Here is a 22,618-nt window from a genome sequence, read left to right on the forward strand (position 1 = left end):
AAAGACATGTGAAACATTTGAAGATCTAGTCAAAGAAATAGACAATTACATAGACTACCATAATAATTTTAGAGGACGATGGAACTTAAAAAAGATGACTCCTGTACAATACAGAAATCATCTTCTAAATTAGTCTACTCTTTTTTAAACTGTCCTTGACAAGGGGTACAGTTTATTACTTCCTTATCTTTTTTATTATTGAGGTTTTTTTCTATTGTAGCTAGTACCTCTGTTATTATTGTTATTACTTCTATTGCCGTTGCTTCTTCTTTTTTTGTTATTAGTAGAAACTTCAACATTAACTCTTCTCTTGTTAATCTTTCCACCAGTACATTTTTCAAGAACTTGATTATGAATTGTATTATCTACATTAACAAATGCAAAGTTTTCCATTATGTCGATATCTCTTATTTGAGATGCACCAACCTTAGCATTATCCTTTATGTAGTTGATTAATGTTTTAATAGTTAAACCATCTCTTCTACCTGCAGAGAAGAATAATCTAACATCATTTTCCTTGCTTGAAGCAGGTGCTTCAAGTTTATCACTTGAATAATCAAAAGATAATTGGTTTTTAAATTGACTTTGAAGTAATGAAGCAATTACTTTAACAGAATCATGACTTTCAGTTAATTGAGTAGCAACATCTACAAACTTTGAATAGTCTTCAGCTTCTATTATTTCTGAGACTTCATTAGCCATTAATTCAAATTTAGCGTTATATATATCTTGAACTGAAGGCACTTGTCCTTTTTCGATATTACCTTTAGTTACGTTCTTTATTTGTCTAAGGAATCCAAATTCTTTTGGAGTAATTATGCTATAAGCAGTACCTTCTCTACCAGCTCTACCAGTTCTACCAATTCTGTGAACGTAAGATTCAATATCTTGAGGTAGTTCATAGTTAAATACGTGAGTAACTCCATCAACATCAATTCCTCTAGCAGCAACATCTGTAGCAACTAAGAATTTTAATGAGCCATTTTTGAATTTAGCAAGAGTTTTCATTCTTTGTATTTGAGACATATCTCCGTGCATACCTTCAACCATGTATCCTCTAGCTTGCATTGCAGCAACTAAATCATCAACACCTTTTTTAGTTCTGCAGAAGATTATACCTGCTGATGGATTATCAAAATCTATTAATCTACAAAGAGTTTCTAATCTTTGAGAGCCATTAACTTCAAAGAAGTTTTGCTTTATTGTAGAACCAGTCATTTCTTTTCTAGCAATAGCTATATGTTGAGCGTCTTCTTTTAAGTAATTTTTAGCTAATCTTTTTATTTGAGGTGGCATTGTTGCTGAGAATAATAAAGTTTGTCTTTCCTCAGGAATACTCTTCATTATTTCTTCCATATCATCAATGAATCCCATGTTTAACATTTCGTCAGCTTCATCTAATACTAAGAATTCTACTGTTGATAAAGGTAAGTTACCTCTTCTTATATGGTCTAAAACTCTACCAGGAGTACCAACTACTATATTAGCTCTTTTTAAATCTCTAGCTTGAAGATGAATTGGTGCTCCACCATATACAGCAACGATGTTTAATTTTTCGTACTTAGTTAATTTTACTAATTCATCGTGAACTTGTATTGCTAATTCTCTTGTTGGCGCTAGGATTATTGAACCTATAGCATCTCTAATTTTTAAGTTGTTTATCATAGGTAAGCCAAAGGCTGCTGTTTTTCCTGTACCAGTTTGAGCTTGCCCTATAATATCGTTGCCTTCAAGAGCAACTGGAATTGCCTCGGCTTGAATTTGAGATGGAGTAGTAAAGCCTAAATCATCAATGGCCTTTACTAAAGTCTCTTTTAAGCCTAAATCATTAAATGTTAAATTCGTCATATAGTATCCTCTTTTTTCATATATTTTTTTATTTATTTCAAATTATTTAAATAATTATTTCTCAATTAATCGACTTTATTAAGTATATAGCAAAAAGATAATTAATGCACTAAGTATTTATTGTAAAATATGAAATACTTTCTTATTTTCAAAATAAGACAAAATGATATTGTTTTCATAGCGGGTTTTTAAAAAAAATTTAAAATACCAAAAAAATATAATTGACAATTGACGAAAAATAGTTCAAAATATGCAATAGAAATAGTCATTACTTAAATTTTAAATATTGTGTTATTGTGTCATGGAGTATGTGGGAAGTTAGGTCTGCCTATGTACTCTATTTTTTTTGTAAGGAAAAATAATCCTTCAGAGAAATTTATATGTCTATATGGTTATAAAAATAAAAAGGTGAGTTAAAAGCTAACTCACCTTTTAGAATAAATTAAGAAATTTTTGATGCAATTATATTTTGAACAGTTTTAGGTAGAGCATCTTGCTCTTCCTTGCTTAGACTTACAGTTTCAATTACAGGATGGAAATAAAGATTAACAGTACCAGGTTTAATCCAAGGACCATTCCCATGCTCCATTATCTTATAAGAGCCATCCATGGTAACAGGGACTATAGGACATTTAGATTTAGTAGCTAACTTAAAACTACCTGCTTTAAATTCTTTTATTGGACCACCTTTACTTCTAGTTCCTTCGGGGAATATTACAATTGAATGTTTATCCTTTAAATTTTTTATTCCTCTAATTATTGCCTCACCTGATTTTCTAAGGTTACTTCTATCCATAAAAACACAATGTAAGAAATTCATCCAAGTTCTTACTATAGGTATTTTTTCAACTTCTATCTTTGAAATAAATCCAATTACTCTTGGAACTTGTGTAATATATATTGGAATGTCAAAGTTACCTTGATGATTACCTACAAATAAAACAGTTTTATCTTGTGGAATATTTTCTATTCCATGAACATTAACTTTAACTCCAGCTAATTTTAATAAAGAATTTGCCCATATATTAGTACATTTGTATATTAAAGCTTCACTTTCCTCAAGTCTATTTTTTTTAATTAAGTATTTAACTCTAAATATGAATGGTGTACTAATTATTAAACTTAATACAAACCATATAAACCAAATTATAGTTCTTATCATTATTTTGTCACTCCTCAAAATTTTAAGTATAAATAAAGTATACTATAAAATGTACTTTAAAAGTAAGGTATTTGAATTATAAAATATTAATAAACTAAATAAAGACTAAAGTCATATACTGAATTTAAGATAAATTTTTTTGAGGTATAGATAGTGTTTAAATTTCAACCGGAAAAATTAAATGTAAGCTATAAGGATAAGATAAGCACAAGCAGTTCATTAATTCCCAGGAAATATACATTAACACATTCTGATGAGAGTGGAGAACTATTTTTATCAATAGGAAGTAAATATGATTTAGATCAAATTGATTATATTAACAGAGATGAGGTTTTAGGAAGTTGGGAAAAGGAAGATGAATATTATTTGCTTATTACAGTAGAGGTAGATAAGGGGGAAGAACTTAGTAATACTATTAGAAGAGATAAAATTTTTAGGCGAGAATTACCATTAGCATTAATGGCTATAGTATATGGAGATAATTTATTATTAGAGAATAATGCGGAATTATATGAAGCTCCAATTAGAGTAAAATTTAATTCAAAAATTAATGAATATAATATGTTAGAGGAATGGGGAAAAGTAAAAGATTATAAATATGAGGTAAAAAGATATAATAATGAATTACCTAATTATAAGTTTAATCCATTCCCAATATTACCGCCTGTGCAACCTCCAAACTATTTGAAACCTATAAAGGATAAAAATAAGCAAAAAGATATTGTAGTAGAAAGAGCTTTAATAACTATGTTAGACTCTTATATAAGTACTCAAGTATATACTTTGTTTGGGCGAGATACTCCTTATTGTATAAAACAAGCAGAAATAATAAATGCAAGGATTGTGAATACTTATGGTCCTTGTAGTGAAGAATATGAAATGGTAGTTGGAATTAAGGCTGGGAAGAGGCCAACATTTTATAATAATTTAATTATAACATTTTTAATTTCGGGAAATGGAGTTAAAATAAAAGATGTTAAAACTCCAAAAGTGTAAAGTAGAAAAAATTGACATAAACTAAATGTTGTAATAAAATGTATTTATGCAATAATTAATGATGCGTGCTCTCATAGTTTAATGGATAGAATAGTCCCCTCCTAAGGGATAGATACAGGTTCGATTCCTGTTGGGAGTACCATGCATATAAAAACGGCTTAACAATTATGTTAAGCCGTTTTTTATTTTAAATATAAGTTATATTTTTATTTAGATTTTTTTTCTAAAAAGTCTTTTGACTTTTCTAATAATATTATTAGTGCCCCACCTATAATAAAGAATATCCAACTAAAGTTAGAAAGATTCATTGATGGTTGTGGAACTTCTAATGTTGTAGGACCCATAAATACTGCATATATTGAACCAAGCATTAATCCTAAAATTAAGTAAATCATTGCCGATCTATACTTGCTTAATAAGAATTTAATTATCTTAATAGTACTTAATATTCCTACTATTACCCCTAATCCAAAAATTATAAGTACTGGTAAGTAAGAAAAGTTTAAAGATAAAACTTCTTTTATTGAACTTATAATCCCTGTATAAAGCCCAAATATTAATAATAAAGTTGAACCTGATATACCAGGTAAAACCATGGCTGAAATTGCAATCATTCCAGCAACAAATACAAATATACCAACACCAAAGTTTAAGCTTTCTAATGAAAGGTTTAATCCACCATTAGAGCCAGATGGGTTAAAGTATGTAATTAAAGCAACGATTAAAGCACCTATTATAGTAAAAATAATATTTTTATATTTACCAATTAATGAATCCTTTTCTTGCTTCATTATTAGTGGAATTGCAACTATTATAAACCCTGTAAATAATGAACTAATACTATAAATATGTGCATCAAATATAGAAGATAATATTAGTACAGATAATACCATACCAACTATCCAGCCAATTCCTAATTTCATTAAGAAAATTAAAGATTTTTTCTTATCAGCTGTACTATTTTTTGATATTAAAGAGTTTAATGAACCTATGAAGTCATCATAGAATCCTAAAATAAAAGCAATAGTACCACCAGAAACTCCCGGAACACTATCAGCCAAGGCCATAAAGAAACCTCTGATAAAATTAATAATAAACACAATATCACCTCAAAATAAATATGTTAAGTATAAAATTACTATACTAAATATAAAAATACTTAGTATAATTGTATAAAAATTATATTATAAATACACAAAAAACACTAAATAATTTTTCTGAAAAAAAATGTAAATTTTATGTTTATTTATTGGTAAATTATATCATATAGTATTAACGTATGATATAATAAATATCAAAATATTTTATTAAATTACTAGGAGTGTGATTTTTTTGGAACCCAGTCAAGTGTGGCAGATAATAGTACTTATAATTTTACTAGTATTGTCTGGATTTTTTTCAATGTCAGAAACAGCACTTATGGCACTAAGCAAAATAAGAATAAGACATATGGTGGATGACGGAGTAAAAGGCGCTAAATTAGTTGAAAAATTAACAGAAGACCCAAATAAGTTGTTAGGAGCCATATTAATCGGTAATAATATAGTTAATATCTTAGCTTCATCATTAGCAACAACATTATTTGTTTCATTAGTTGGACCAAGTGGTGTTGGAATAGCGACTGCAGTTATGACTGTATTAGTACTTATATTTGGAGAAATAACTCCAAAATCAATAGCAAAGCAAAAATCAGAACAGGTATCATTAAAAGTAAGTAAACCAATAAGTATAATTGTAAAGTTATTTAAACCTTTTATAGGAATTTTTACGTTTATATCAAGTGGATTTATAAGATTATTAGGTGGAGATCCAAAGGCAAGCGAGCCATTTATTACAGAAGAGGAATTAAGAACAATGGTTGGTGTTAGTGAAGAAGAAGGAGTCCTTGAGGATGTCGAGAAAGAAATGATATTTAATGTATTTGACTTTGCTGATTCACAAGCTAAAGATGTTATGGTACAAAGAGTTGACATTGTAGCAGTTGATTCAGAAGCTACTTATGAAGAAGTACTAGATGTTATAAAAACAGAACAATTTTCAAGGATTCCGGTTTATAATCAGACTATAGATGATATAGTTGGTATATTATATGTTAAAGACTTAATTATAGCAGGTCAAAATAAGAATGGATTTAAAGTTTCAGATTATATGAGAGAGCCTTATTATACATTTGAATTTAAGAAAATCAAAGAATTATTTAATGAAATGAAAAAGACAAGAAATCATATTAGTGTAGTTTTAGATGAATATGGTGGAACTGTTGGTATAGTGACTATAGAAGACCTTATTGAAGAGGTTTTTGGTGATATAGAAGATGAATATGATGATTACGAAAATGAAATAGAGGTAATCAAAGAAGATGAATATGTTGTTGATGGAAGTGCAAAATTAGATGACATAAGTGACCTAATTGGAGTTAATATGGAATCAGAGGAATTTGATTCTATAGGGGGATTAATAATTGGTGAATTAGGAAGGTTCCCTGAAAGCAAGGAAGAGGTAAATTTAAATAGTATTAGATTTGTAGTTGAGGAAATAGATAAAAATAGAATTAAAAAAGTAAGGATTTACACATAAATTAATTTTAAGTAAAAAAAATATTAGTATAAAAATGGCGAATGACAAATATTTAAGAGAATAGTAATTTGTCATTCGTCATTTTTAGTTTATTATTAGATTATGTATTATAAGCCTCATATTAAGTAAAGGGGGGGTTACATAATGAATTATATGGATATTGCTTTAGAGGAGGCTAAAAAGGCTTATTCTAAAGGTGAAGTTCCTATTGGAGCAGTAATAGTAAAGGATGGAGAGATAATAGCTAGAGCGCATAATTTAAAGGAAACTATGAAATCTGCAATAGCACATGCTGAAGTTTTGGCAATTGAAGAGGCAAGCAAAAAGGTTGGTGATTGGAGACTAAATGGTAGTGAAATGTATGTTACATTAGAACCTTGTTCTATGTGTGCTTCTGCAATAGCACAGGCTAGAATATCTAAATTACATATAGGAACATTTAATAAAGATATGGGAGCTTGTGGAACTATATTAAACATTTTTGACTATGACATTTTCAATTCATATGTAATTACGAATTGGTGCTATAATAGAGAATGTAGTGAATTAATGAGTAAGTTTTTTTATGAGAGAAGAAAACAAAATTAAATAAAAATGGGAGATGGTAAAAATGAATCCAGTAGCATTTGAAATTTTTGGAGCTCCAATTAGATGGTATGGAATTATTATTGCAAGTGGAGTTTTAGTAGCATTTTTAATGTCATATTTATTTGCAAAGAAAAAGGGATTAGATTTTGATATTATTACAGATGGGTTTTTATGGAGTTTTCCATTTGCGATTATTGGTGCTAGACTATATTATGTTGCCTTTGAATATAAAAATTATCATTCGTTTATGGATGTAATTAATATAAGAAATGGTGGTATGGCAATACATGGAGGACTTATTGGTGGATTATTAGTTGCATACATATTTACTAGAATAAAAAAAGTTAATTTTTTCGAGTACATTGATGTAATAATGCCAGGAGTTATACTAGCTCAAGCAATAGGTAGATGGGGTAATTTTATGAACCAGGAGGCTCATGGAGGACCTGTATCAGAGGCATTTATAAGTAAGTTCCCTGAATTTATACAACAAGGAATGCTTATAAATGGTACTTATTATCATCCAACATTCTTATATGAATCTATATGGAATGTAATTGTATTTGCTATATTAGTATTTATCCTTTATAAAAAGAAGAAGCAACATGGTATTGTTATAGGGAGCTATATGGTTCTTTATTCTTTAGGAAGATTCTTTATAGAAGGATTAAGAACAGATAGTTTGATGGTACTTGGATTGAGAACGGCTCAATTAGTAAGTTTACTTGGGATAGTGCTTGGAGTAATAATAATATTTATATCAAATAAAAATAGTAAGAAGAAAATCGTATAATTTACCTGTATGGAGTGGAAGAATAAATAAAAGATGATTCTTTCGCTCCATTAATTTATGCAAATTTTACAAAGAAAATCTTTTTATTGAACTACAATAATATTTATGTTAAAATGAGAAAGTATCAATAATAGGTACAAAGTAAAAATAAATTACTTTACGGTATGGAGAGATGTCCGAGTGGTTGAAGGAGCACGCCTGGAACGCGTGTATAGGGGAAACTCTATCGTGGGTTCAAATCCCACTTTCTCCGCCATAGCCGTGCTAGATGGGGAGTCAGCGGTGCCCTGTAACCTGCAATCCGCTACAGCAGGATTTAATTCCTCACCTAGGCTTTAATCTGTTTGGTCTGCCCTATGCAAGTGATGTTGAGGGTCGGGTCCCACGCGACGTAAGACTGTGAACCTCGTCAGGTCCGGAAGGAAGCAGCGATAAGTAGCCCCTGCGTGTGACGTGGATCAATCTTGCCTGAGTTAACTACATAGGTAACGCTTATAGATTACTGTCAAAGTGAGGTGCACGGTTTTAAATTATCCTTTCTTTTAGAAAGAAAGGCTTTTTTAATGTTTATAATGATTTTTATTTAAATTAATACTGATGATAAAAAGTAGAGTGAATCTAACTATCATCATAAAATTTTACTAATTACGGTTACTCTTCAATAGGATTAACAATATAGGACAAAAAAACAATAGGACAGAAAAATAGGGAAATTTCGTTAGAAATATCCCTATTTTTCTGTCCTTTTTTATCGAAATAGCTTACATAAAAATAAAGTTAAAAACATACAATATATGTATTTAATATATGTTACATGAATTAATGCAAGTTAAAAGTGCAAAAAATTGCATTTTTTAAAGAAAAGTATTGTAAAAACATATTAAAATGAAATATAATAAAAGAGTAAAATGCAAAAAAATTTAAGGGGGCTATTAAAATGAGAAATTTTCCAAGCTCAATGATGACACAACATCCAGATAATGTAGAAAAATACATATCAATTCAACAAGAACCAGCGGAAGCGATAGAGGGATTAACTCCTCAAGATAAAGGTGGTCTTGGAATAGATGAGATAATGATAGATTTTGAGGGGAAATTAACTCCATATCATCAAACATCTCAAGTTGCATTAGGACTAATTGGTAACAAGGTTATACCAGGGAAAGATGTTAGAATAACACCTAGAATACCAAATGCAAATAAAGAGTCTGTGTTTAGACAGTTAATGAGTATAATGTCTATAGTAGAAACAAATGCACAAGCTTATCAACTTACTGGTGTGCAAGCAATTCAAGAGGTTGTAGTGCCAATGGTAGAAACAGGCCAAGAAATTTCAGAATTCCAAGACAGAGTTAATTCTGTTATAGAGTTAGGAAATAAGAATTATCCTGTAAAATTTGAAGACAATAGTGTAAGAATAATTCCATTAGTTGAAGATGTTCCAGCATTAGTTAACGTAGATAAGATATTAGATGAGTTTTATCATATATCTGAAGAGAAGGGGCATAAAATAGATTATTTAAGATTTATGATAGCACGTTCTGATACTGCCATGTCATATGGATTAATATCAGGAGTTCTTTCAGTTGTTATGGCTGTAGATAAGGCTTATAAATGGGGTGAAGAACATGGGGTAGAGGTAGCACCTATATTAGGATGTGGATCTCTTCCGTTCAGAGGACATTTTACAGGGAAAAATATAGATAAAATATTACAAACATATGCAGGAGTAAAGACTTTTACATTCCAATCTGCGCTAAGATATGATCACGGAGAAGAAGAAACTAAGACAGCAGCTAGAGAATTAAAAGAGAAGGTTAATATGTATGAACATAGAAGATTCTCAGAAGAAGATATAACCTTAATGAAAGAATTTATAGGAATATTATCTAAGCACTATTTAAATACATTCTTAAAGGTTATAAATACTGTTTCATTCGTATCTGACTTCATTCCGAAGAATAGAGATAGATTAACTAAAGCTAAAACAGGATTAGAGTACAATAGAGAGGTAGCTAATCTTGATAATATAGCAAACTTAGTAAGTAATGAAGAATTAAAGAAAGAAATATTAAGTATAGATAATTCTGTTGAATATGCTGTTCCAAGAGCAATATCATTTACTGGAGCAATGTATACATTAGGAATGCCACCAGAACTTTTAGGTATGGGTAGAGGGCTTAAAGAAATAAAAGATAAGTTCGGTCAAGAAGGTATAGATAAATTATTAGGGTTCTATCCTATGTTAAGAGAAGATTTAGGATTTGCAGCTAGATTTGCGAATGCTGGAGTTGGTAAAAAGATAATTGATGAATCTGCAAGACAAGAATATAAAGAAGATATGAAATATGTTAATGAAATATTAGATTTGGGTTTAGATTATGAGTTCATGAATGATAATGAATTCTATCATACTTTATTAAAGACTACTAGACCAATAATAATGCACTTAATAGGTTTAGAAGATGATATAATTCAAAGTAAAACTGAAGAGTTAAAGATCTTAAATGAGTGGATTATTAGAATGGGTAAAGTTAGAGGAAGTATTGGATAAAATAAAAATATAAGAATTAAAAGAAAATATATAAAATAAAAAGTCGGCAAAGCCGACTTTTTTGTTTTTAAGTTAATATTTTATTTTCTTACTAAATCAATGAATTGATATTGTAATCCATTTTTTTCGCAAGTTAGTATTTCAGATTCGAAATCCACAGCAAATTCATTAAAATCTATTTGTGGAAAACTTGTATCACCATCAAAGGATTTAAATACTTTAGTTAAAAGTAAGTTATCCACACTGTGGATAAGTTGTTTGTAGATTTCTCCTCCACCTATTATAAATGCGGCTTCAGAGGAGTTTTTATATTTGTTGATAACTTCAGACAAACTGTGGATAACTTCTACATTCTCGTTATCAACATAATAATTTTTATCTCTTGTAATTATAACATGTTTCCTATTAGGTAAAACTCCAGGTAGTGATTCAAAAGTTTTTCTACCCATTATTATTGTATTACCGGATGTAATTGATTTAAACCTTTTTAGGTCTTCAGGGATATGCCATAAAAGCTTATTATCCCCTCCTATAATATTATTTTCAGCTATAGCTACGATAATAGAAAGCATTAAACTGATACCTCCATCTTTATTGAAGGATGATATTTATAATCTATAAGTTTAATATCATCTGCTGTAAAGTCATAGAAGTTAGTTATTTCTGGATTTATCCAAAGTTTTGGAGCTTCATATTCATCATTAGCTCTAGTTAATTGAAGTTTCATTCCTTCAACTTGATTTTCATATATGTGTGCATTATTAATTACATGAGTAAATAGTCCTGGTTTAAGACCTGTTACTTGTGCAATTAAATGAACTAGTACAGCATATTGAGATGTATTAAATGGTACACCTAATGGAACGTCTCCACTTCGTTGAATAAGCATACAATTTAGTTTACCATCAGTTACATCCCACATAGTCATAAAACAACATGGTTGAAGTGTCATATGGGGTAGGTCTTCTATATTCCACATAGTCATAAGCATTCTTCTGTCTTGAGGGTTGTTTTTTAATGTTTCAATAAGCTTATCAATTTGATTGAATTTTGCTATTTGATAACCATAACCTCTACCTATAGTGTTGTTTTCATCAACCCATTCATCCCAAATTCTAACGTTCTGTTCTTGTAATTTAGTTACATCATTAGATTGATCTCTGTAAATCCATAACATTTCTTTAACGGCTGTTTTAAAAGCTACGAATTTAGTCGTTAAGATTGGAAATTCTTTTTCAAGATTAAATTGCATTATTTGATGAGGCAATTTATATGTTGGCATTCCAGTCCTATTGTTATCATAGTAGCCGTTATTTAAAATATCTTCTACTATGTTTAAATATTTTTTATCATATAGACTCATTTCAATACCTCCTAAAAATATATATTATCTATTTTACTACAAAATTCTCATATAAAAAATCAAGAAATTTATATAAAAAAATCATATTTAAACTAAAAAAACAGAAAAATATCGAAAATAGTTAAAAATATAACAATGAAATGTAAAATAAATACATTTAAATGTTAAAAAATTAACAATAAAGAATTAATAGATATTTTTATAAAGAAATAAAAATAAAAATGATGTTTAAAAAATGTATAAAATACGAATAAATATACAGATGTGAGTTTTATAGTTTTATTCATGTTAGTATATGTTATTTTTTATAAATAATTCATGGAAAGCTTGAAGTAATAAAAGGGGGAAAAATCTTTAACTATTAATAGAATTTGGGTATAATAAAAAATAAACGACTACGCAAAAGAGAGGTGAGTATATTGGCATATACGGCTTTATATAGAGAATGGCGACCAAAAACATTTAATGATGTTGTAGGTCAGGAACATATTACAACAACTTTAAAAAATCAAATTTTAAATAATAGAATTGCTCATGCGTATCTTTTTTGTGGAACTAGAGGAACAGGAAAAACCTCTACAGCAAAGGTGTTTGCAAAAGCACTTAATTGTCTTAACTTAAAAGATGGTGAACCCTGTAATGAATGTGAAATGTGTAGAAAAATAAATGAAGGATTAGCTATAGATGTTACAGAATTAGATGCAGCTTCAAACAATGGAGTAGATAAAATTAGAGATATAATTGATGATGTTAAATATCCACCACAAGAGGCAAGATACAAGGTTTATATAATGGATGAGGTTCATATGTTATCTGCAGGTGCAGTTAATGCCTTTCTAAAGACATTAGAAGAGCCCCCAGCGAATGTAATATTTATTTTAGCTACAACAGATCCACAAAAATTACCTATTACTATACTTTCAAGATGTCAAAGATTTGATTTTAAAAGAATAAACAATAATGAAATAACAGCAAGACTTAGAAGAATAGTAGATAATCAAAATGTATTAGCTGATGAAAAAAGTTTAAACTTAATAGCTAGAGTTTCAGATGGAGCAATGAGAGATTCTTTAAGTATATTAGATCAAGCTATTTCTATGGGAAATGGTAATGTTGAATATAATACAGTAGTAAGTATGTTAGGATTAGTTACTAATGAACATCTATTTAATTTAGTTAATGCAATAATTCAAAGAAGTGTTGAAAAAAGTATTGAAATTATAGAAAATGTAATATATTCAGGAAAAGATATTTATTTATTTATAAAGGACTTAATTGCACATTATAGAAATTTACTTATGGTTAAGGTAACTAATAATCCAGAAGAAGTATTAGATATGTCAGAAGAAAATATTGCTTTGATTAAAGAGCAAGGTACACATTTAAGAGCCGAAGAGATAATGAGATGTATAAGAATACTTCAAGAAGCAGAAAATAATGCTAAGATAAGTAAACAAGCAAGGTTATACTGTGAATTGGCAGTTATTAAAATGTGTAAGATAGAATATGATACTTCCAACGAAGTAATGTTAACTAGACTAAACAAACTAGAGGAAAGTTTAAGAAATGGAAGTATAAAGGTTGCTACTGTATCACATGATATAGCAGAGATAAATAAGGCTAGACAAGTTTCTAATAGCCAACAAAAAACAAAAGTTGTAAATACGAAACAAACGGAAGAAAATATAAGTATAAATTCTGATTCTAAGCTTAATATAAATGATGTAAAAAAAGCATGGAAAGATATAATAGAAAGATTTAAGGCTAGAAGAGAGATGATAATAAGTTCTTTAATTATGATAGGAAAGCCGATAGAGTGTATAAATGGAGTAATTACTGTTCAATTTGATAGTCAAAATGAATTTGCAAAGAATAGACTAAGTGAAGCTAAAAATAGAGATATTATAAATGACGTTTTTGGTGAGATATTTAGAGAAAAAGTTAAGGTGAATTTTGTTGTCGAATCTGAAGATAGCAAAGGAAAAAGTACCGAGGATATCTTAAGAGATGCATTAGGTGATGACCTAATTGATTTTGTAGATGAATAAAATTTATATAGTTACTTATTCTAGTAAATATTAAAAAAATACTATATAATAAAAAATAGATTTTATTTGAATTAAGGAGGATTTTTTATGGCAAGAGGTGGATTCCCAGGAGGTTTCGGTGGAGGAAATATAAATAACTTAATGAAACAAGCACAAAAACTTCAAAAAGATATGGAGCAAGCACAAAAAGAGCTTGAAACTAAAGAGTTCGAAGCTTCAGTTGGTGGCGGTGCTGTTGTAGTTAAAGTAAATGGAAAAAAAGAAGTTTTAGCTATAAATATAAAAGAAGAAGTAGTAGATCCAGATGATGTTGAAATGTTAGAAGATTTAGTATTAAGTGCAGTTAATGAAGCACTAAAGAAAGCTGATGAAGAAACTTCAAGTAAAATGGGTAAATTAACTGGTGGATTAAATATACCAGGAATGTTCTAAGTGATAAGGGGCTGTTTTTTAAACAGTCCTTCATTTTTGAAAAAATATTGTGAAAAAATATTGTGAAAAAATACTTTTTTAGTGAAAAGATAATAAAAGGGGTGTAATTATGGAGTTTTATCCAGTTGCGATAGAAAAGTTAATTGAAGAATTCGCAAAACTGCCAAGTATTGGACAAAAGACAGCGCAAAGACTTACACTACATATTTTAAATTTACCAGAGGATGAAGTTAAAGAGTTTGCTAGTGCATTAGTAAAGGCTAGAGGAACTATAAAATATTGCTCTGTATGCGGAAATTTTACAGATAAAGATCCATGTGCAATATGTGGCAATCCAAATAGAGATAAAAATGTTATTTGTGTAGTAGAACAACCTAAAGATATTATGACAATGGAAAAGGTTAAAGAATTTAACGGAGTATATCATGTTCTTCATGGAAATCTTTCTCCAATGCAAGGAAGAGGGCCTCAAGATATAAAAATAAGAGAACTTGTTGCAAGAATGAGTGCAGATATTAAAGAAGTAATAATTGCTACTAACCCTAATGTTGAAGGGGAAGCAACAGCTATGTATATATCAAGAATACTTAAACCATTAGAAGTTAAGGTTACAAGAATAGCATCAGGATTGCCTGTTGGTGGAGATTTAGAATATGCAGATGAAGTAACACTTTCAAAGGCACTTGAAGGTAGAAAAGAAATTTAAAATAAAGAGTTATCATTGGTAACATTAAGAGGCTAATATTTTAAAATATTAACGTTACCGAGGATAACTCTTAAATATTTTAATAGTGATATGCTATACCAATACTTCCAGGGCCTACATGTAATCCTATAATAGGTCCAATAGATTGTATTTTTACGTTATCTAACCCTAAGCTAGATTTAAGTCTATCAGCAAGTTCTTGCCCTTCAGACTCGCAATTTATATGATGAACTATAAGTCCTTTAATTGGCGATTTAGAATTTTGTTCTAAAATAGTATTAATTATCTTATCAATAGCTTTTTTCTTTGTTCTTACTTTAGTGAATACAGTAGTTTTACCATCTTCAACAGTAAGTATAGGTCTTATTTGAAGTAATGATCCGAATAAAGCAGCAGCTCCACCAATTCTTCCACCTTTTTTTAGATATTCTAAAGTATCAGGTACGAATATGAATCTATTATTTTCTATAACACTCTTTGCAATGCTTATGACTTTATCTAAAGGTTTATTTTCGTAAGCTGCTTTTGCAGCTTCTAGTACAGCAAAACCAGCTTGCATACAGTTGCTTCTAGAATCTAGCATTTCTATATTAGCATCAGGATAATTTTCAAGAATCATATTTTTTACTAAGTTAGATGTTGAAAATGTACCACTCATATCTGAAGATAAAAATATTCCAACAACATCATTTCCAGCTTTTATTTCTGTTTCAACTGTATTGTATAAATCTTCAATACTAGGCTGAGATGATGTTGGAATTGTTGCTGATTTAGACATTTCATTATAAAACCAATCATTTGATAAGTCTGTTTCTCTATAGCTAGTTCCATTAAGTAAAACATTTAAGGAAACTATAGCAACTTTATATTTATCTATGTATTCTTGCGGTAAGTAGCAAGTGCTATCTGCTATTATTTTTACGCTCAAAAAAAAACACCTCCATTAAATTTAACATTATTTAAGGTATTATACCAAACTATTGAAATTAAGTACAGAAAACATACTGTTAATAATTTGAAAGTATAAATATAGAGAGTAGTATATTTTGAATAAGATTCTATTAATGTGGAAAGTATGTAGATAAGTGCTTTTAGGAGGTAGAATATGAATATAAAAAATGTATTAAGTTTGATTTTGGTGAAATATAGCAATGATAATACAATTAGTAATAAGGTATTAGGAGAAATACAAGACTCTATTAGAGAGATGGAAGCTGCAGAGTCTATGTTTAATAGTGTTGATGATCCTAAATTAATTGAGGCTGCAATTTATAGAGAAGAGGCAGCAAAAAGAAAATTTGATTATTTACTATCTGTAGCTAAGGAGCAATATTCAAGAGAGCAATATTTAAAAGAGAAAGCGAAAGAAAATGAAGAAATGGAAATATAATGAATATTGTTATATAATATAAAATAATATAATATTGTATTATTTTATATTATATAGGAGGGGTGTAATTTGAGTATTGAAATGATTATTTATGCTCTAGTTGGATTGGCACTTTTATTCTTAATTATAAAGTTATTAAAGTGGCCTATTAAAATATTAATTAATGGAATAATAGGAATAGTGTTATTGTATGTAGCAAACTACATAGGGGAATATTTTAATTTTTATATAACTATTAATCCTATAACTGCGCTTATAGCAGGTTTTTTAGGAATACCAGGAGTAATATTTTTAGTAATATTTCAATTGTTTTTTTAATTAAGTTTATTTTATAAAGGTTAAATTAAATAAATTTTAATTTATAAGCTTATTTAAAGAGATAGGGAATCTTCAATATAAAGAAGATTCCCTAAATTTATATAGACGGGAGTTAGAAGATTTTCTTAATTGCCGTAAGCGAAAAGCTTCTGCATAATACATAGTATTTAAAATAATAAAAAATGTTACAAAAATAAAAAATAAATTAGGGTGTAAACACTACATCCGTTTACACCCATTATATATAAATGATACACTAAGATAATTAATGTATCCTCTACACTATTAATATAACCATTTTAGATATAAATATGTATTTAAATAAATGATGTAGAAGTATATAATTTAGCTATAGGAGGAATGTATTATGCCAGCTGGAAATGGAGTTAATTGTAAGTATTGTCCAGAGTTTGAGAAGAAAAGATGCAATGGAGATGATAAGGGATGTTTATGTTATAAATGTCCAAGACATTTAGGACAATGCAAATGTGTTAAATATTGTAGAGAAACTGAATCAGTTTTGATTTTTGATGAAGATTATTAAAGAGAGCTAGAATATAGCTCTCTATTTTTTTATAAAAGATAATAAATTTATCACATTATCTTATTTAAATAAATAAAATATAAATTATAACTTCTATTTAATATTACGTTAATGAGATTATAAAAAATATATTAAATTATAAGAAAAAAACAAAATTTTATGAGGGTATGGTTGTATAAAATGTAAAATAGTAGTAAAATATCAAAAAGCAATAAATAAAATATATTAAAATTCATTAATTGGGGGTTAAGAAATGATAAGAGTATTGACTAATGACGGTTTACAAAAAGGGGCTATTAATAAGTTGACTTCATTAGGGTTCGAAGTGGTTAATAATCATTATGAAAAAGATGTATTAGGTGCTACTTTAAAAGAATTCGATATCCTAGTCATAAGATCTGCAACAAAAGTTACTGCAGATATTTTGGAGGCAGCAAGAGGAGGAAAGCTTAAGCTTATAATAAGAGCAGGAGTTGGAATTGATAATATAGATGTTCCATATGCTACAAAAACAGGCGTAGTTGTAAAAAATACTCCTAATGCAAGTTCAGATTCTGTTGCTGAATTAGTAATTGGACATATGTTTGCTTTAGCAAGATTTATAGTTATTTCAAATTGTACAATGAGAGAAGGGCAATGGAATAAGAAAAAGTATGAGGGAATAGAACTTAGTGGGAAGACATTAGGCATCATTGGAATGGGTAGAATAGGTAGAGCATTAGCTAAAAAAGTAGATGCTTTGGGTATGAAAGTTGTTTATAATGATATTTTTGGTAAACAAGAAAATTTAACATATGAGTTTTTAGAATTAAATGAGTTATTAAAAACTTCTGATTTTATATCTTTACATGTTCCCTATGATAAAGAGAAAGGCTCATTAATAGGAAAAGATCAATTTGATATTATGAAAGATGGCGTTTATTTAATTAATTGTGCTAGAGGAAAAGTTGTTGAAGAATCAGCCTTAATAGATGCATTAAATAGTGGAAAAGTTGCTGGTGCAGGAATAGATGTTTTTGAAGAAGAACCTACTAAAAATGTTCAATTAATAAATAATTCTAAGGTAAGTGTAACACCTCATATTGGAGCAGCTACTAAAGAGGCACAAGAGAGAATAGGTGATGAAGTTGTTACAACTATAGTTGATTTTGTAGCTAATAACTTAGTAACAGCATAGTTATAGGAGGAATAATAATGGCAGTAATAAAAGCATTTAGGGCATTTAGACCTATACAAAGTTTAGCGTCAAAGATAGCAGCATTACCTTATGATGTAATGAATAGTGAAGAAGCGCGTGAAATGGTTAAGAATAATGAGTATTCATTTCTACATGTAGATAGAGCAGAGGTTAATTTACCAGAAGAAATTAATGTATATGATAAGAGTGTGTATGATAAGGCAAGAGAAGTATTAAATAAGATGGTTGAAGATGGGTTATATATAGAAGAGGAAAAGCAGTGTATGTATATATATAGACAAACTATGAAAGGAAAGAGTCAAACTGGATTAGTTATTTGTGCTTCAATAGATGATTATCTTAATAATAAAATAAAAAAACACGAACATACCAGAAAAGATAAAGAACTTGATAGAATAAACCATGTTGATTACTGTGATGCAAATACAGGACCCATATTTTTAACCTATAGAAATCAAGATGAAATATCTAAGATAATGAATAAGTGGGTACAAAATAAACCATTATATGACTTTATATCAGAGGATTATAATGGGCATACAGTTTGGATAATTAATGATGATAATGATATAGAAAGATTAACTACTCTTTTTAAAAATGTAGATAGTTTATATATAGCAGATGGACATCATAGAACAAAATCAGCTGTAGAGGTAGGGTTAAAGCGTAGAAAACAAAATCCTAATTATACAGGAGAAGAGGAATTTAATTATTTTTTAGCGATAGCTTATCCAGATAATGAATTAGAAGTTTTAGATTATAATAGAACAGTTAAGGATTTAAATGGATTAAGTGAAGAGGAGTTTTTAAATTCTTTAGAAAAAGATTTTATTGTAAAAATTTCTAAGAATCCTGTTAAGCCAGAAAGAAGGCATACTTTTGGAATGTATATGAATAATACTTGGTATGAGCTTGAAGCAAAAGAAGGCACTTTTAATGAAGAAGATCCAATGGATAGATTAGATGTATCAATTCTTCAAAATAATTTACTTGCACCAATCTTAGGAATAGATGATCCAACTAAGTCTGATAGAATTGAATTTATTGGGGGAATAAGAGGACTTAAAGAATTGGAAAAAAGAGCAAATAAAGATATGAAGGTAAGTTTTTCAATGTTTGCAACAACAACAGATGATATTATGAGTATTGCAGATGGTGGGATGATAATGCCACCTAAATCTACATGGTTTGAACCAAAACCAAGAAGTGGATTATTTATTCACAAGCTTAGTTAATTGTAATTGCAAATAATTTATGAGTAATAAATAAACAAAAAATAATAAAAAAATGGGGGCATTTTATGGAAAGAGTATATAATTTCGCAGCAGGGCCAGCTGTATTACCAGAAGAAGTTTTAAAAGAAGCAGCAGAAGAGATGTTAGATTATAATGGAACTGGTATGTCTGTTATGGAAATGAGTCATCGTTCTAAGGCTTTTGAAGAAATACTACAACATGCAGAAAGAGATTTAAGAGATTTAATGAATATTCCTGATAATTATAAAGTGTTATTTCTTCAAGGTGGAGGTTCAACACAATTTGCAATGATTCCATTAAATTTAATGAAAAATAGGGTTGCAGACTATATTATTACAGGACAGTGGGCTAAAAAAGCAGCAGCAGAAGCAAAAAGATATGGAAGGGTAAATGAATTGGCATCTTCAGCAGATAAAACTTTTTCTTATATACCAGATGTAAGTAAGATAAAAGTAAGTAATGATGCAGATTATGTATATATATGTCATAACAATACAATATACGGAACTACTTATCACAATATTCCTGATACTAAAGGGAAGATTTTAGTTGCTGATATGTCATCTGATATATTATCACAACCCGTTGATGTTACTAAGTATGGATTAATATTTGCGGGAGTTCAAAAAAATATTGGACCAGCAGGTACTGTAGTAGTAATAATTCGTGAAGATTTAATTACAGATAATGTACTTGAGGGAACTCCAACAATGCTTAAGTATAAAATACATGCAGATAACAAATCTTTATATAATACACCACCAGCATATAGTATTTATATTTGTGGTAAGGTATTTAAACATCTTAAGAAGCTTGGTGGGTTAGAAGCTATGAAGAAATTAAATGAGGAAAAAGCTAAAATTCTCTATGATTATCTTGACTCAAGTAAATTATTTAAAGGAACGGTGGTAAAAGAAGATAGATCTTTAATGAATGTTCCATTTATAACAGGAAACAAAGAGTTAGATGATAAATTTGTTAAAGAAGCTAAGGATGCTGGAATTGAAAATATTAAGGGACATAGAACTGTTGGTGGTATGAGAGCAAGTATTTATAACGCTATGCCAATAGAGGGAGTTAAGTATTTAGTTGATTTTATGAAAAAATTTGAGTTAGAAAACTAATTACATTAAATAAAAAAATACTGAAATGTTTTTTTCGTACCTTATAGGATAGATAAAATAAAAAATCTATCCTATAAGGTACTTTTATTTTAAGTAGAAGTAAAAACAAAATTTATAAATCAGTATTTATTATATTTTACTTTTGGGGATTTGTTTTAGTCTAACTCAATTAGAAGCTTGGATACACAAAGAGCAGCAGCAGATAAAGCACCATTATAATCAGTGTAGTTTTTAACTATGACATTTTGAGGGTTGGGTATTGATAATAGTCGAATATTTTGGTCTAAGTATTCTTTTAATAAGTTTATAAGTAAGGGTTCATTAAATAATTCTCCATGAACTATAATTTTATTAGAATCAATCATCATAGATAAATTATTTATAGTAATTGAAAGATATTTAATTGCTGAATGAAGAATATTTATTATACCCTCATCACCTAAGCTATAAGCTTTTAAAATTGTTTCTATTTTAATTCTATCCTTATCTACAACTAGTTGTTTTAGATAGGTAGTTTCAGAATTATCAAAGAGTATTTGGGATTTTTTGATTATCCAGGCTTCGCTTCCGTAGGTTTGAAGACAACCTCTTTTACCACATTCACACAATTCACCATCAGGATGAACAATTACATGTCCTATCTCTCCAACTAGGAAATTATCTTTAGCGTATAATTCACCATTATACATATAAGAGCAAAACATTCCTCTACCAACGTGAAAGAAGATAAAATTGTCATCAGTACCGTTAAAACTAAATAATCTTTCAGCTAAAGTCATACATTTAACATTATTTTCAAAATAAATAGGTATATCGATATTATCTAATAAGCTTTTAATATTAAAGTTTTTCCAAAAAGAATTATTAGTAATAATTGATTTATTATTTTCATTAAAGTGACCAGGAAGAGCAATACCAATTCCCTTTGGTGAATACTCCTTACATAGTTCAATAAATGCTTTTAAGTGATTAATATAAAATTCTTCTATTAAAGTATTATTTAAATCTGTATTTTCTAATTTAATAGTTTTTTCTTTTATAATTCTACCAACATTATCCGTTAGGCAAAAGGAAATATATTTTAAAGATAATTCACTACCAATATAAAAACTATGGTTAGGTGATATTCCTAATATTATTTTTTTTCTTCCAGATTTACTTTCCTTTGGTATAACTTCTCCAAGTTCATAAATAAGTTTTTCTTGAATCATATAACCAGTGAGTTCACTAACTGTTGCAGGGGTGATGCCAGTTTCTTTTGATATATCAATTCTAGAAATAGGCCCCTTAGTATATATTTTGTTTAAAATTTTAAAGCGTAACTTTTGTTGATTTTTTGTAAGCTTCATATTTTTCCTCCTTTTCTATAGTTATATTATATAACATTAACTATAAATTATAAATAACTATAAATTATAAATTAGTGTATTAATTATAATTTATAAATAAATATATTCAAAAAAGCGTAAAAATAGTGTTGACTAATTATAAATTATAATATATTATTTAACCAACAGGTAAATATTACTACTGATGCATCTTATGAAAAGGTTTAAACTAATTTATAAATTATTTTTTATAATTAATTATTAAGGAGAGGTAAATATGAAAAAGCTTAATGAAGTTATTGAAGAAAAATTATTACCAGTTGCAGCAAAGTTGGGGTCAAACAAAATATTAATTTCAATACGTGATGGTATCACGTTGAGTATGCCATTAAT

At 28.6% G+C, this 22,618-nt stretch carries 22 protein-coding genes, 2 tRNA genes and 1 other RNA gene; 18 read left to right on the forward strand and 7 right to left on the reverse strand.

All coding sequences use genetic code 11. The features are described 5' to 3' along the window. The coding region (locus I4V51_RS16795; protein WP_195989586.1) for an IS3 family transposase at nt 1–133 on the forward strand (133 nt) is incomplete at its 5' end. A 62-nt stretch (nt 134–195) separates the two neighbouring features. On the opposite strand, the gene I4V51_RS16800 is transcribed toward I4V51_RS16795, so the two are convergent. Further along, nucleotides 196–1,848: a DEAD/DEAH box helicase gene (locus tag I4V51_RS16800; RefSeq protein ID WP_195989587.1), complete on the reverse strand. Its 1,653-nt coding sequence runs from the start codon at nt 1,846–1,848 to the stop codon at nt 196–198. A gap of 442 nt (nt 1,849–2,290) precedes the next feature. Further along, nucleotides 2,291–3,010: a lysophospholipid acyltransferase family protein gene (locus tag I4V51_RS16805; RefSeq protein ID WP_195989588.1), complete on the reverse strand. Its 720-nt coding sequence runs from the start codon at nt 3,008–3,010 to the stop codon at nt 2,291–2,293. A gap of 153 nt (nt 3,011–3,163) precedes the next feature. Here I4V51_RS16805 and I4V51_RS21545 point away from each other — a divergent pair, with 153 nt between their 5' ends. Together I4V51_RS21545 and I4V51_RS16815 are read left to right on the forward strand one after the other, a co-directional pair. Further along, nucleotides 3,164–4,006, forward strand: a complete 843-nt coding sequence (locus I4V51_RS21545) for a staygreen family protein (protein ID WP_195989589.1) — start codon at nt 3,164–3,166, stop codon at nt 4,004–4,006. Between the two features lie 67 nt (nt 4,007–4,073). Then, nucleotides 4,074–4,148 (forward strand) — tRNA-Arg (locus tag I4V51_RS16815). A 64-nt stretch (nt 4,149–4,212) separates the two neighbouring features. On the opposite strand, the gene I4V51_RS16820 is transcribed toward I4V51_RS16815, so the two are convergent. Beyond that, nucleotides 4,213–5,106 carry a DUF368 domain-containing protein gene (locus I4V51_RS16820; protein WP_195989590.1) on the reverse strand — a complete coding sequence of 298 codons (894 nt, stop codon included), beginning with the start codon at nt 5,104–5,106 and terminating at the stop codon, nt 4,213–4,215. 232 nt (nt 5,107–5,338) lie between these two features. On the opposite strand from I4V51_RS16820, the gene I4V51_RS16825 reads away from it, so the two are divergent. The 6 genes from I4V51_RS16825 (at nt 5,339) to ppcA (ending at nt 10,518) form a co-directional block, all read left to right on the forward strand. After that, the gene (locus I4V51_RS16825) at nt 5,339–6,583 is read left to right on the forward strand and encodes a hemolysin family protein (RefSeq protein ID WP_195989591.1); all 1,245 of its coding nucleotides are present in this window, start codon (nt 5,339–5,341) and stop codon (nt 6,581–6,583) included. 144 nt (nt 6,584–6,727) lie between these two features. Further along, the gene (locus I4V51_RS16830) at nt 6,728–7,171 is read left to right on the forward strand and encodes a nucleoside deaminase (RefSeq protein WP_195989592.1); all 444 of its coding nucleotides are present in this window, start codon (nt 6,728–6,730) and stop codon (nt 7,169–7,171) included. A 22-nt stretch (nt 7,172–7,193) separates the two neighbouring features. Then, nucleotides 7,194–7,964: a prolipoprotein diacylglyceryl transferase gene (lgt, locus tag I4V51_RS16835; RefSeq protein WP_195989593.1), complete on the forward strand. Its 771-nt coding sequence runs from the start codon at nt 7,194–7,196 to the stop codon at nt 7,962–7,964. Nucleotides 7,965–8,130: 166 nt separating this feature from the next. Then, a tRNA-Ser gene (locus I4V51_RS16840) sits at nt 8,131–8,220 on the forward strand. A gap of 3 nt (nt 8,221–8,223) precedes the next feature. Next, nucleotides 8,224–8,487, forward strand: an RNA gene (gene ffs / locus I4V51_RS16845) — signal recognition particle sRNA large type. A gap of 414 nt (nt 8,488–8,901) precedes the next feature. Continuing rightward, a complete protein-coding gene (gene ppcA, locus I4V51_RS16850) occupies nt 8,902–10,518 on the forward strand; it encodes a phosphoenolpyruvate carboxylase (protein WP_195989594.1) in 1,617 nt (538 codons plus the stop codon). Nucleotides 10,519–10,598: 80 nt separating this feature from the next. Here the strand turns inward: ppcA and I4V51_RS16855 are convergent, their stop codons facing one another. Then, nucleotides 10,599–11,090 (reverse strand): dihydrofolate reductase, encoded by a 492-nt coding sequence (locus I4V51_RS16855; RefSeq protein WP_195989595.1) that lies wholly within the window; start codon nt 11,088–11,090, stop codon nt 10,599–10,601. After that, nucleotides 11,090–11,881, reverse strand: coding sequence for a thymidylate synthase (locus I4V51_RS16860; RefSeq protein ID WP_195989596.1), 792 nt, complete (start codon nt 11,879–11,881; stop codon nt 11,090–11,092). Before I4V51_RS16860 ends, I4V51_RS16855 begins: the two co-directional genes overlap by 1 nt. A 419-nt stretch (nt 11,882–12,300) precedes the next feature. On the opposite strand from I4V51_RS16860, the gene dnaX reads away from it, so the two are divergent. The 3 genes from dnaX (at nt 12,301) to recR (ending at nt 15,067) form a co-directional block, all read left to right on the forward strand. Beyond that, the gene (dnaX, locus tag I4V51_RS16865; RefSeq protein ID WP_195989597.1) at nt 12,301–13,929 is read left to right on the forward strand and encodes a DNA polymerase III subunit gamma/tau; all 1,629 of its coding nucleotides are present in this window, start codon (nt 12,301–12,303) and stop codon (nt 13,927–13,929) included. Nucleotides 13,930–14,016: 87 nt separating this feature from the next. Then, nucleotides 14,017–14,361 (forward strand): YbaB/EbfC family nucleoid-associated protein, encoded by a 345-nt coding sequence (locus I4V51_RS16870; protein WP_195989598.1) that lies wholly within the window; start codon nt 14,017–14,019, stop codon nt 14,359–14,361. Nucleotides 14,362–14,470: 109 nt separating this feature from the next. Continuing rightward, nucleotides 14,471–15,067 carry a recombination mediator RecR gene (gene recR, locus I4V51_RS16875; RefSeq protein WP_195989599.1) on the forward strand — a complete coding sequence of 199 codons (597 nt, stop codon included), beginning with the start codon at nt 14,471–14,473 and terminating at the stop codon, nt 15,065–15,067. Between the two features lie 79 nt (nt 15,068–15,146). Here recR and I4V51_RS16880 read toward each other — a convergent pair whose 3' ends face one another. Then, nucleotides 15,147–15,995 carry a DegV family protein gene (locus tag I4V51_RS16880; protein ID WP_195989600.1) on the reverse strand — a complete coding sequence of 283 codons (849 nt, stop codon included), beginning with the start codon at nt 15,993–15,995 and terminating at the stop codon, nt 15,147–15,149. A gap of 177 nt (nt 15,996–16,172) precedes the next feature. On the opposite strand from I4V51_RS16880, the gene I4V51_RS16885 reads away from it, so the two are divergent. The 6 genes from I4V51_RS16885 (at nt 16,173) to serC (ending at nt 20,897) form a co-directional block, all read left to right on the forward strand. Next, nucleotides 16,173–16,457, forward strand: coding sequence for a DUF2508 family protein (locus I4V51_RS16885; protein ID WP_195989601.1), 285 nt, complete (start codon nt 16,173–16,175; stop codon nt 16,455–16,457). A 69-nt stretch (nt 16,458–16,526) separates the two neighbouring features. Further along, entirely contained in the window at nt 16,527–16,775 is a 249-nt protein-coding gene (locus I4V51_RS16890; protein ID WP_195989602.1) for a pro-sigmaK processing inhibitor BofA family protein, read from the forward strand. 367 nt (nt 16,776–17,142) lie between these two features. After that, nucleotides 17,143–17,319: a hypothetical protein gene (locus tag I4V51_RS16895; protein WP_195989603.1), complete on the forward strand. Its 177-nt coding sequence runs from the start codon at nt 17,143–17,145 to the stop codon at nt 17,317–17,319. Nucleotides 17,320–17,572: 253 nt separating this feature from the next. Beyond that, entirely contained in the window at nt 17,573–18,496 is a 924-nt protein-coding gene (locus I4V51_RS16900; RefSeq protein WP_195989604.1) for a D-2-hydroxyacid dehydrogenase, read from the forward strand. A gap of 17 nt (nt 18,497–18,513) precedes the next feature. Next, complete coding sequence (locus I4V51_RS16905; protein WP_195989605.1) at nt 18,514–19,752, forward strand: DUF1015 family protein; 1,239 nt, start codon at nt 18,514–18,516, stop codon at nt 19,750–19,752. Nucleotides 19,753–19,817: 65 nt separating this feature from the next. Continuing rightward, nucleotides 19,818–20,897 carry a 3-phosphoserine/phosphohydroxythreonine transaminase gene (gene serC / locus I4V51_RS16910; protein WP_195989606.1) on the forward strand — a complete coding sequence of 360 codons (1,080 nt, stop codon included), beginning with the start codon at nt 19,818–19,820 and terminating at the stop codon, nt 20,895–20,897. 155 nt (nt 20,898–21,052) lie between these two features. Here serC and I4V51_RS16915 read toward each other — a convergent pair whose 3' ends face one another. Continuing rightward, entirely contained in the window at nt 21,053–22,246 is a 1,194-nt protein-coding gene (locus I4V51_RS16915) for an ROK family transcriptional regulator (RefSeq protein ID WP_195989607.1), read from the reverse strand. Nucleotides 22,247–22,618: the final 372 nt, after the last annotated feature.

Source organism: Clostridium sp. D53t1_180928_C8, from assembly GCF_015667795.1.
Taxonomy (GTDB): Bacteria; Bacillota; Clostridia; order Clostridiales; family Clostridiaceae; genus Clostridium.

Bases quoted from the DNA above. Each gene is read 5' to 3' on its own strand.
- I4V51_RS16800 (WP_195989587.1), bottom strand. From the start codon at position 1,848: ATGACGAATTTAACATTTAATGATTTAGGCTTAAAAGAGACTTTAGTA.
- I4V51_RS16805 (WP_195989588.1), bottom strand. From the start codon at position 3,010: ATGATAAGAACTATAATTTGGTTTATATGGTTTGTATTAAGTTTAATA.
- I4V51_RS16830 (WP_195989592.1), top strand. From the start codon at position 6,728: ATGAATTATATGGATATTGCTTTAGAGGAGGCTAAAAAGGCTTATTCT.
- lgt (WP_195989593.1), top strand. From the start codon at position 7,194: ATGAATCCAGTAGCATTTGAAATTTTTGGAGCTCCAATTAGATGGTAT.
- ppcA (WP_195989594.1), top strand. From the start codon at position 8,902: ATGAGAAATTTTCCAAGCTCAATGATGACACAACATCCAGATAATGTA.
- I4V51_RS16855 (WP_195989595.1), bottom strand. From the start codon at position 11,090: ATGCTTTCTATTATCGTAGCTATAGCTGAAAATAATATTATAGGAGGG.
- I4V51_RS16860 (WP_195989596.1), bottom strand. From the start codon at position 11,881: ATGAGTCTATATGATAAAAAATATTTAAACATAGTAGAAGATATTTTA.
- I4V51_RS16870 (WP_195989598.1), top strand. From the start codon at position 14,017: ATGGCAAGAGGTGGATTCCCAGGAGGTTTCGGTGGAGGAAATATAAAT.
- recR (WP_195989599.1), top strand. From the start codon at position 14,471: ATGGAGTTTTATCCAGTTGCGATAGAAAAGTTAATTGAAGAATTCGCA.
- I4V51_RS16885 (WP_195989601.1), top strand. From the start codon at position 16,173: ATGAATATAAAAAATGTATTAAGTTTGATTTTGGTGAAATATAGCAAT.
- I4V51_RS16895 (WP_195989603.1), top strand. From the start codon at position 17,143: ATGCCAGCTGGAAATGGAGTTAATTGTAAGTATTGTCCAGAGTTTGAG.
- I4V51_RS16900 (WP_195989604.1), top strand. From the start codon at position 17,573: ATGATAAGAGTATTGACTAATGACGGTTTACAAAAAGGGGCTATTAAT.
- I4V51_RS16905 (WP_195989605.1), top strand. From the start codon at position 18,514: ATGGCAGTAATAAAAGCATTTAGGGCATTTAGACCTATACAAAGTTTA.
- serC (WP_195989606.1), top strand. From the start codon at position 19,818: ATGGAAAGAGTATATAATTTCGCAGCAGGGCCAGCTGTATTACCAGAA.
- I4V51_RS16915 (WP_195989607.1), bottom strand. From the start codon at position 22,246: ATGAAGCTTACAAAAAATCAACAAAAGTTACGCTTTAAAATTTTAAAC.